Genomic DNA, 386 nt, shown 5'->3' with positions numbered 1-386 from the left:
GGGGGTGACTAGATAGATTGAATATCCATGAAGAAATCAAAAATACACTTAAACAAATTTAGTTAAAGACAAGTTACTGACCTATAAGCACACTTTTGATCCAGTTATTAAAATTGCGGAGGTAATAGATGCGACTGCGTGTGCGCAGTGCCAATCCAGTTTCCTCAAGCTGATTGTAATGATTTGCGACTGTCTTTGCATGATCACCACTAGCTTGTGCCTTCATGGAAGAAAACACAAACATGACCAACACTTTATACATTCACTATAAAAATAATCTGACACATTATTCACTTAATTTATAATCTGTGACATTCGTAATCATTCTTCTTCGAACAGTCCATATCGACCACTTATTAACCACTCGGTGTGATTTGTATGTGATC

1 protein-coding gene is annotated in these 386 nt (G+C 36.3%); it reads right to left on the bottom strand.

All coding sequences use genetic code 11. The features are described from left to right. Positions 1–73 precede the first annotated feature (73 nt). The gene (locus AC1VNY_RS42915) at positions 74–226 is read right to left on the bottom strand and encodes a hypothetical protein (RefSeq protein ID WP_482409743.1); all 153 of its coding nucleotides are present in this window, start codon (positions 224–226) and stop codon (positions 74–76) included. Between the last annotated feature and the right edge of the window lie 160 nt (positions 227–386).

Source organism: Bradyrhizobium ferriligni, from assembly GCF_056837965.1.
Note: the sequence above shows the minus strand (reverse complement) of the source record. Positions and strands in the feature narration are given on the sequence as shown.